Annotated in this window: 1 protein-coding gene; it reads right to left on the reverse strand. The window is 43.8% G+C overall.

The features are described from left to right. The coding region (locus tag R7O13_RS26070; RefSeq protein WP_318305101.1) for a hypothetical protein at window positions 1-604 on the reverse strand (604 nt) is incomplete at its 3' end. Between the last annotated feature and the right edge of the window lie 193 nt (window positions 605-797).

Consider the following 797-nt stretch of genomic DNA (forward strand, 5'->3'; position numbering starts at 1 on the left):
AACTTGAATAGTGCTGCTGGAAATAGTTTTTAAGTGCTTGATAGTTAGCACTACTGAAATGGTGATATGTATTTCGTACTGCCGATTGCGGCTCACTTATCGTTGGTATGTACAGTTCTATGGGTAATTGATAGGGGTAGCGATCGTGGCTCCAATCTTCGATCACCGATTTAACGTGATTCAAAATGTAGTGCAGGGCACTGAACAGTCTCGCATAAACGAGGCGAGACCCGTAGAACAGGCGTAAATGCTCACCATTGTATTGGTTGATGTAATTGAGCGGAATTTTATAATTCACGCTCAAGTCGTCTTCGTTAGTTGGAGTGACTGGGTCATTACTTTGCAATAACCAGTGTTGGTGCTTGCGCCAAAAGGCAATGTCGGCCGACAGCATGTCCGGCCAAGCGGAGATCGGGAGGTGCGAACGATGGGGGTCACTAAAAGATATGAGGTCGTTACCCTCACCGTGCAGTTTTTGTAATTCGCTATTGAGCTGATAAATCGTGTTAGGGTCAGCTTGCTGCCATAGGCGCTGCTTTTCTTCTTCACTATTACTTTCTAAGTACCCAGGCAGATAACGTTCATAAAGTCGTTCTTCTAACATAACTACTCTCTGAAAAGGCATCTGTTGATAGAAAGTATATACGCAGAAATGGGAAGCACAGTTCTTTACGATGTCTCATGAAGCCGAGAAAAGATCTGGATGAGATAGTGACGAATGCGCCTCCTAAGTGCTTGATGAGCAACGTTGTGCTTATCTCGATTATGATAAATGAGCTTGTAGTCAATAAGTTGGT

Source organism: Vibrio sp. Y176 (assembly GCF_033438945.1).